We start from the raw sequence: 9,344 nt of genomic DNA on the forward strand, positions 1-9,344 counted from the left end.
CTCGAAGAACCCGTCGTTCGGCGGCAGCACGAATGGCACGGTTCCGTCGGTTGCGGGCGAATCGGGAGCCGGACGGTAGTCCGGGCTGACCTGATCGAAGGGACCCCTGAGCAGCGGGTCCATGACCACGACGTTGGGACTGCGCTCGGCGAATGAGCGCGTCGTGAACGGAGGCGCGGGGTCGTCGTCACCGTCCTCGGAGAAGTTTGGATTGTTCCGGAAGAAGATCATGCTCTCGAGCACGATGCCGCCATCGGCCGCAACCGTGAAGGTGGCCGGATCGTTGATGTCGAGGCCGGTCTCCTTGAAGCCCATGACGATGCTGTTCTTGATCGTCGCCGCCGTTCCCTCGCGAAGGAGAATGCCGATATCGCTCTCGCTACCGAGGTCGAAGTCGGGATCGCCGATGAGGGTGAGGTTGTACAGCCTCGGATTGGCGCGGGGCTCGAGATCGTTGTTCTCCGCGTTGTTGTCCGCCTCGATACCCTGGTCGGCATCGTCACCGTACTGCTGGCCGATCCAGAACTGGCCGCGGCCCTGCCAGCCTTCGGTCCAGTCGAAGCTGTCGTCGCCGATTCCGGTGCACACGGCGTACTTGACGTCGACGGTACCGCCGAAGAACTCGAGGCCATCGTCCTTGTTGAAATGAACTTGAACGAACTCGACGATGGTTCCACGACCCACGCCCTGAAACGCGATCCCGTTGAGCTCGTTGTCGGGGCTGAACTCGGTTCCCGCGTACTCGACGCGCACGTACCGAAGCACGCCGCTCGAATCGTCGGGATTCGTGCCCCCGTAAACTCCCGTGTCTCCCTCACCAAAGGCCTCTCCGCCCGGGACGTTGAGCGGGGCGTCGCCGTTGATGATGAGACCGCCCCAGTCCGCCCGCGCCCGCGAGCCCACCGGCTGATCGCTCGTCATCACGATCGGGGCATCGGCCCGGCCCTCGGCAAAAATCTGACCCGAACGGGCGATGACGAGCGTACCGTTCGAAGCGCTCTCGCCGATGATGCGAGTCCCCGCCTCGATCCGGAGCGCGGCATTATCTACGAAAACCGCACCTTGGAGAACGTAGACGTTATTCGCCGTCCACGTTGTGTCCGAGGAGATCGTCCCCGAGACGCGGACGACGTTACTCTGCGTAAAAGCTTGCGGGGCCAAGGTACCTGCGGCCACCAGTAGGGCCGCAAGCAGTCCCGCACGCTTCGTGAATTGCCTGATTTTTTGCATGGTTCCTCCGAGGTACCTAGTCCAATTGCAGTTGTCGGGGCTTCGAGCTTTTTAGCTCCGTTAGGTCATTTCCTGATTACGCGTGTGTAAAAAGGCGGTTAATTTGTTCCTGGCTCAGAACAGCGAATAGGAGAAGCTGACGGCAAACGTTCGCCCGAGCTTGAACAGGCGCTGTAGCTCGCCGCCCTGGCTGAAGCGGTAGTCCGCATCGGTGAGGTTGTCGAAGATGAAGCGGAACTGGGTCGGGCCGAACCGCTTGATGGCCACCACGTCGAGCGAGCCGCGTCCGTCCTCGAGGATGTCGGGAAGCCCGAGCGAGCCCACGTCGATGATGCGATCGTCGAAGTAGTTGTAGAGGATCCGGGTCGAGAAATCCACGCCGGGCACGAGCAGCTCGACTGCGACGTTGAAAACGTTCGCCGATTGCCCCGCCAGAGGACGGTTCGTGGAGGTCTGGACCTCACCCATTCCTCGTCCGATGTCGATATCCGAATCGACGTAGGTGTAGTTGGCGGAGAGCAAGGCAAAGGGCGTCAGCTGCTTTCGTGCCTCGAGCTCGAAACCGGTGTTTCTCGCCGCCTCGGCGTTCGCGTAGGAGGTGCGGAGCTGGGCGGTCGCCTGGACGGTCCGCTCGATGGGATTCTGGAAGTCCTTGTAGAAGACGCTCGCGGCTATGACCTCGCTCGCGCCCGGGAACCACTCCCAGCGCACGTCGTAGTTCGAGATGAGCGCCCTCTGGAGATCGGGGTTTCCCACGGTGGCACGGCCGCCGACGACATCGGTGAACTCGAACGGCGCGAGCTCCCGGAACTCAGGGCGATTGACGGTTCGGCTGAACCCGAAGCGCAGGTTCTGCTCGCCGGTCAGCGAGTAGATCACGTTCAACCCCGGCAAAATGTCGGTGTCGTCCAGATTGGAGACGATCGTCTGAGGGTCGAGGGCGAAGAGATCGAACGTGGTCACGTTCTGCTCCGAGCGCTCGACGCGCACGCCGCCCACGAAGCGAACTCGCTCGGTGAACGGCAGATCGATCATCCCGTAACCGGCGGAGATCGTCTGATCCGCGGTGTAGGTATCGGTTGCCCGCGTCTCCTCGCGGAGCTCGAAGGCCGTTCCGATGTTCTCCTCGGCAAACAGGACTTCGGGAGGCTGCGAGATGTCGATGCGAGTTGGAAGCGGACGGAACCGGAACCGGCGCGAGGAGAAGTCTCGGTCACGGAACTGCACGTAGGGGCCGACCTTGATCATCATGGGCAGGCCGCTCCATTGCGTCGTGAACGTACTCCAGTCGGCTCCCACCTCGGTGACGTTGTCGTTCAGATCGTTGAACATCCGGAACCCGCTCTGGGACTCGTCGGCGAGGACGAACTGATCGATGCTCGGGTTGTACTCGTAGAGCGTCTCCCGGAGATCCGGCTCATCGCGCACCGCCCGGGAGAACGTGGTGCGCCAGTCGATTCGGCTCGAGGACAGCCCGGGCAGGTAGTGCTCTCCCGAGACCTTTCCCGAGTAGATGCTTTCCTGAACCCAGTAGAGCCGCGAGTCCAGGAGCTCGGTGTTGATGTCCTTGTTGAAACCCTGGAAGACGCGGGTCTCGTTGGACGAGTTGTTGGTGTAGAAGTTCTCGAACGCGAGCCGGTTGTTGCCGTTGATCTTGTAGGCGAGGTTTCCCACCATGCCCATCGTGGTGTCGGTGGAGGAAATCTCGAAGTCATAGTCGTTCTGAAGGGTGATTTCCTCGCCGCTCACCTTGTAGAAATTCTGGACTTCGGTCTGATTCTGGTTCTTGTAGTTGTAGGCGAAGCTGAAGACGGCGCCGAGCTTCTCGGTGCTGTTCCCCCACACGAGGCTGTAGGACTGGTTGGGTGCTGCGCTCGAGCTCAACCTCGGCTGCCAGACGTTGGCGAAGGATCGTCCGAACGTCGTGAGCTCGTCCGGGGTGAAGCCGGTATCGGTGAACCCGCCCGATCGCACGACTTTCTCGTCGGTGGGGATGATGGTCGGCAGGGCCCGCGTACCGTCATCGAAGCCGAGGAAATCGGTGTTTCCGCCCGGGTAGGTCTGATGGTTCTCGAACGTCGTCCGGCCGTTGAAGCCATAGCTCAACGAGAAGTCGAAGACCTGGCTGTCGGGAAAGTTCAACGGCTCGATCTCGACGAGCCCCCCGGTGAAGTCCGCCGGCTTGTCCGGCATGTAGGTCTTCTGGACCTGCACGCTCTGGATGAGTCCCGAAGGGAACAGATCGAGAGGAACGACTTTCTTCTCCGGCTCGGTGGTGGGAAGGGTCGCGCCGTTCAGCTGCGTGTTGCTGTATCGCTCACCCAATCCGCGGACGAAGACGTACTGGCCGTCGACGACGGTAAGTCCCGTTACTCGCTGCATGGCCGACGCCGCATTGCTGTCGGCATTTTTTCTCATGTCCTCGGCAGCGAGATTGTCGGAGATGACGACGGCCTTCTTCCGCTCGATGAGCTGCGCTTCGGCGGTGAAGAGCTGCGGAGTTTCGGCCTCAGCCGTTACCGTGACCTCTTCGGTGAAACGCTCCATGCTCACCGGTACGTCCACAGTGATCGTCCGGCCGCGCTCGACCGTGACGGAAACCGTTTTCTCCTGATAGCCAGCGAAGGCGACTTTGAGCTGATACGTCCCCGGGTCGAGCTCGAGAGTATATTTGCCGTCGAGGTCGGTGTAGACCACCGTGTCCGAGTCGACCACCGCGACGGGAGCCATCGGGAGGGTCATGGCATTGAATTCATCGATGACACTGCCCACGACTTTGCCCCGCTCCTGGGCGAAGGAAGCGTTCACCCCCAAGACAATGAAGAACGAGATTAAACCGAGTTTCCTGGAAAGCATTACGTTGAACCTCACATCCGCGCTCATACGCACAGATCATTAAAGCCGACTCGGTCGTACCAAGCGGCCGGACCCCAACAAGCTCAGATAACTATCCGGGAGGGCCTTTGATGAGAGATGAACGTCAAGTTAATTTCGTGTAAACGGGACTCTGACGACGGTTCAGCCGGCGGCCGGCACCAGATGGGGCTGCTTGGGAAGGACGATGGTAAAGGTCGAGCCGGCGCCGAGCTCGCTCTCGAGCTCGATGCGGCCCCCCAGCGATTCGATCAGGTGTTTCGCAATCGACAGACCCAGCCCCGTCCCGCCGACGGCTCGGGACCGCGCGGTGTCGACCCGGTAGAACCGCTCGAAGATCCGGTGCCGGCTCTCCGGTGGAATCCCGATGCCGTTGTCGGCGATAGAGATCCGGATGGAATCGTCACTGGTGGAGGCGGTTACCCGAATCGTGCCTCCCGGGGGCGTGTACTGGATCGCGTTGTCGAGGAGGTTTTGCAGCACCTCGGAGAGCCAGTCGGAATCGGCATTCACGGGGGGCATCGCGCCCGGAAGATCCACGTGCACCTCGATGCCCTTGGGCTGGGCCTTGAGGCGGCTCGTCTCGACGAGGGACTCGACCAGCCGCGCCATGTCCAAGGACTCGATCCGGGGCTCCATCTTGCCCGATTCGATATGGGAGAGCTTGAGCAGATCGTCGGTGAGTCGACCGATCCGAATGGCATGATCGCGAACGATCTCGAGGAACTTCCGACTGTGCTGAGGGTCTTCCATCGCCCCGGCGAGAAGCGTTTCCGCGAACCCTTGAATGGCGGTCAATGGGGTCTTGAGCTCGTGTGAGACGTTGGCCACGAAGTCCCGACGCACCCGTTCGAGACGATGGATCTCGGTGACGTCGAGAAGCACGAGAACCGCCCCAGTTTTCCTTATGGGTGGACCTTCGGAAACCGGAGCCGCGCGCGCCAGCAACTGCCGCGGGGGTATCGTTCCACCGACCGTGATCGAGGCCTCGGCACGCTCGTGCTGTTCGATCGCTCTGCGAACCAGCTCGGTGAGCTCCGTTTCCTTGATCGCTTCCGCGATCGCGACGCCACGGTACGCTTCCCAGCTGTCGATCGGAAGCCCCAGCGAACGCCGGAACGCACGGTTGAGATAGAGGATGCGCTCGTCGGGGCCGACCACGGCCACGCCCTCGGACATGCTGGAAAGAATCGTGGCCGACTGGTTCCGTTCCTCCCGCATCGATCGGATCGAAGTTTCGAGACGCATGGCGGTCTCGTTCATCGAGGCCGCGAGCTCGGTCAATTCGTCGCCGACGCCGTCCAGCGGCGCCGGAGTGAAGTCGCCTTCCGCGACTCGCTTCGAGAGCTCTTGAAGCCGGGCCACTCTCGCCGAGAGGAGACGGGAGAACACCAGAGACGCCAACCCCACCACGACCAGCAGGGCCACGGACACCATCCCCACCGGACGGCGCACCTCGGCGATGGCATCCTCGATGCGATAGACCGACTCCGCGATCCGGAGAACGACGGGAGGATCGCGACCCCATTCGTAGCGCACCGCGAGATAGACGAGGTCCCGCCGAACGGTGTTGCTGTAACGGTTCGACGTCCCCCGCCCCGAGCGAAACGCCTCGACGATCTCCGGCCGGCCAGCGTGGTTCTCCATCTTGTGAAAATCCTCGTCGGAGTCGGAGAGGACGGTTCCATCGCGCGCGATCACGGTGACCCGGGCCCCACCCAGGGAGAGCCACTCCGTCCATTCGGCCAGCGCTCGAGGGTCCTCCATATCGGGAGGACGGGTCTCGGCGAGGCGCACGAAGGACTCGAGCTTCTCGATGCTGGAGCCAAGCAAGTGCTCCTCGACCACACGGCCGGTGTAGAAGTAGAGGATCGAAAAAGCGAGGAGCAGGAGCGAGAGGAAAGTGAGCCCGAGCTTCCAGAAGAGCTTACGACGCACCGGTTTCGAAAGAATAACCCGCACCGCGCAAGGTTTTCAGAAACTGGGGCTTGACCGGGTCCACTTCGATCTTCTCCCGCAAACGGCGAATGTAGACGTCGACGCTTCGGGGCGTGACGAAACGCTCGCTCCCCCAAACGGCATCGAGGAGGTGGTCGCGAGTCAAAACGCGGTTGGGCCGCGACGCGAGATAGTGAAGCAGGCGAAACTCGAGAGCGGTGAGCTGGATGGCCTCGCCGCCGCGCTGAACGCGATAGGAGCTCGGGTCGATCGTGAGCGGCCCGATCGAAAGCACGTCCTTCGTTTCGTCTTTGTCTTTCTCACGCTCGGCTCGCCGGAGAAGTGCCTTCACGCGAGCGACCATTTCCCGCACGCTAAAAGGCTTCGTAACGTAGTCATCCGCCCCGAGCTCGAGACCCAGGATGCGGTCGGTCTCCTCGCCGCGCGCCGTGAGCACGATCACGGGAAGGGTATCTAGCCTGTCGTCTTTTCGAATTTCCTTGCAAACCTCGAGCCCCGAGAGCTGGGGCAACATGAGGTCGAGTATGAGCAGGTCGGCGTTCCCCTGGCGGAGGAGCTCGAGACCCGACTTGCCATCACCGGCGGAGGAAACCTCGAAATCCTCTTTCTCGAGGTTGTAGCGAAGGAGCTCGACGATATCCGGGTCGTCTTCGATGACCAGAATCCGTTTCATTCTTGTTGTTCCGTGTCGATGATCGAACCATAGCGACAAAACGACGCCGGACGCAAGCGGAAATCATCGACGATTTTTGCGATGCCCTCCTCCCTTGCTCGGCCTCGAGCGCTTCGGCGCTCGCTTCTTTGGAGTCGGCTCGATACCCTCGATGGCAAAATCGATCTGGCGATGATTCAGGTCGACGCGGGCCACCTTGACGTCTACCCGGTCGCCGAGTCGAAACACGCGCCCCCTCGAATCGCCCCGAAGCGTATGGGTATCCTCGTGATAGTGGTAGTAGTCGTCGACGAGCGTGCTCATGTGCACCAGTCCCTCGATGAAGTAATCCACGAGCTCGACGTAGAGCCCGAACCGCGTCACTCCGGTGACGACGCCCGGATACAGGTCGCCCACTTTGTCCACCATGAAGCGGACTTTCTTCCAATCTTCGAGCTCCCTCTCGGCCTCGTCGGCCCTCCTTTCGGAGATGGACGTCGATTCGGCTACGTCGCGCAGCCACCTTGCCCTCTCTTCCAAACCCGATTGTTCGGGCGGCCCCTTTTCCCGGAGCTCCCGAAGGATCCGATGGACCACGAGGTCTGGATAACGCCGAATCGGCGACGTGAAATGAGTGTAGCGAGATGCCGCGAGAGCATAGTGGCCTCGGTTTTCTTCCGAATAGACCGCTTGCTTCATCGCCCGGAGCATGACGTAGGAGATGAGTCGCTCTTCGGGCTTGCCCTCGATTCTCGATAGGAGCCTCTGAAAGGCCCGGGGATGGAGCGACTCGGACGGCGCCCGCAGACGGTGGCCGAGTCCCATGATGAACTCTTCGAACTTTTCGACACGGTCCTCGTCGGGAGGATCGTGGACGCGATAGAGCGCGGGAGTGCTCTGCTCCTCGAGAAACGTCGCAACAACCTCGTTCGCGAGCAGCATGAACTCTTCGATGATCCGATGGGCGACATTGCGCTCGGCAACCCGGATTTCCACGACTCTTCCCGACTCATCGAGCTCGATCTCGGCTTCCGGCCGATCGAAATCGATGGACCCCCGCGCCGCGCGCCGTGTCCGCAAAACCTTGTACAGCGCGGCCATGCGCTCGAAATGAGGCACGAGCCTCTCGTGCTCGCCCATGACCTCGGGGTCACGATCGACGAGAATCTGACGGACTTTCGTGTACGTCATTCGGGCGGCGCTGCGGATGACGCCGTCGGCGAAACGGCGGGACACGATTCGCCCGGCTGGCGTTACTTCCACGAAAACACTCTGCACCAGCCGATCGACACCGGGATTCAAGCTGCAGATTCCGTTCGACAAACGCTCGGGGAACATCGGGATCGCGCGGTCAGGAAAGTAGACCGACGTCCCTCGAAGGAGCGCTTCGGCATCGAGATGAGACCCCTGGCGCACGTAATGGGAAACGTCGGCGATGTGAACGCCGAGGCGGAAGTTGCCGTTTGGGAGAACCTCCACCTCGACGGCGTCGTCGAAATCTCGAGCCGTCTCTCCGTCGATCGTTACGATCGGACGATCGCGGAAATCTTCTCGTCGTTCGGTTGCCGTCTCTTCGACGTCGGTCGCGATCGCCTCGGATTCCGCGAGCACATCCTCGGGGAAAGCATCTCGCAGGCCGTGCGCGGCAATAACGACCTGCACGTCGACCCCCGGCTCGTCGACGCTTCCCATGACCTCCACGATGCGCCCCGTCGGAGCGCGATAAGGCGTCGGAAAACGTGTCAGCTCGACCGCAATCATGTCGCCGGGCTGCGCTCCCATCAGATCCTTGTCCGGAATGAAGACTTCGTAGAAAACGTGCGGATCGAACGGAACGAGCCGCGTTCCGCCCGCGTCGACCGAAAGCCGGCCCACGATGCGCGTCGTCCGGCGCTCGACCACTTTCACGATGTGCCCTTCGGGCCGCCCACCTTCCCCCCGCCGGTCGATGTGAACGAGCACCTGGTCGCCGTGAAGCGCGTCCGCCAGATCGTGCGTCGCGACATACACGTCGGTGCGCCCTTTATCCGATGGCACAACGAAGCCGAAGCCACCCCGTTTCATATCGAGCCGCCCCCGCACGAGGTCCATCCGCTCGGGAAGCCCGATACGGTCCGTTCGAGTGCTCACCAGCACCCCCCGACGCAGCATGTCGGCCAATACGTCTTTGGCCCTACGGCGCGATTCACCCTTGAGCCGGAGCTGTTTCAGGAGGTCCTTCTCCGTCGTGGGCCGACCGAGCCGCACCAAGCGCGCTTTGATGCGCTCCGCGATCGCTTCCGACGACAACATGAGGGGAGATCGAGTCAATCCAGTCTTTGACAATACGGCGCGACGAACCTATCATCAAATGCCCACCGTTCGTGCCGAAGTGGCGGAACTGGCAGACGCGCTGCGTTCAGGGCGCAGTCCTCCTTGCGAGGGTCGGGGTTCAAATCCCCGCTTCGGCACCATAAACCGCGTTCGTTTTTTCTTTCAGCGGTTTACGAGATCGGGTAGGGGCGAACGGTCACAATTTGGTCACATCGCCGCCGCGCCCATGGACGAGAAGACCACCGACAGCAGAGTGTTTGACCGAGCCGTCGAGAGGCGGGAATAAGTTCTGAATCCCGCAAGGTCGGGTCGGAAA

Annotated in this window: 5 protein-coding genes and 1 tRNA gene; 1 reads left to right on the top strand and 5 read right to left on the bottom strand. The window is 61.7% G+C overall.

The features are described from left to right. The 5 genes from VEK15_26920 to rnr form a co-directional block, all read right to left on the bottom strand. Window positions 1–1,230: hypothetical protein (locus VEK15_26920; GenBank protein ID HXV64361.1), on the bottom strand; the 1,230-nt coding region annotated here is incomplete at its 3' end. 114 nt (window positions 1,231–1,344) lie between these two features. After that, a complete protein-coding gene (locus tag VEK15_26925; GenBank protein ID HXV64362.1) occupies window positions 1,345–4,086 on the bottom strand; it encodes a TonB-dependent receptor in 2,742 nt (913 codons plus the stop codon). A gap of 162 nt (window positions 4,087–4,248) precedes the next feature. After that, complete coding sequence (locus VEK15_26930; protein HXV64363.1) at window positions 4,249–6,042, bottom strand: ATP-binding protein; 1,794 nt, start codon at window positions 6,040–6,042, stop codon at window positions 4,249–4,251. After that, entirely contained in the window at window positions 6,032–6,736 is a 705-nt protein-coding gene (locus VEK15_26935) for a response regulator transcription factor (protein ID HXV64364.1), read from the bottom strand. The genes VEK15_26930 and VEK15_26935 overlap by 11 nt, the downstream gene beginning before the upstream one ends. A 63-nt stretch (window positions 6,737–6,799) precedes the next feature. After that, entirely contained in the window at window positions 6,800–9,025 is a 2,226-nt protein-coding gene (gene rnr / locus VEK15_26940) for a ribonuclease R (protein HXV64365.1), read from the bottom strand. A 55-nt stretch (window positions 9,026–9,080) separates the two neighbouring features. On the opposite strand from rnr, the gene VEK15_26945 reads away from it, so the two are divergent. After that, window positions 9,081–9,168: transfer RNA gene (locus VEK15_26945), tRNA-Leu, on the top strand. Window positions 9,169–9,344: the final 176 nt, after the last annotated feature.

The organism is Vicinamibacteria bacterium, assembly GCA_035620555.1.
Lineage (GTDB): Bacteria > Acidobacteriota > Vicinamibacteria > Marinacidobacterales > SMYC01 > DASPGQ01.

Excerpts from the sequence above, each read along its gene's own strand:
- VEK15_26925 (HXV64362.1), bottom strand. The coding sequence starts at position 4,086 with ATGCTTTCCAGGAAACTCGGTTTAATCTCGTTCTTCATTGTCTTGGGG.
- VEK15_26935 (HXV64364.1), bottom strand. The coding sequence starts at position 6,736 with ATGAAACGGATTCTGGTCATCGAAGACGACCCGGATATCGTCGAGCTC.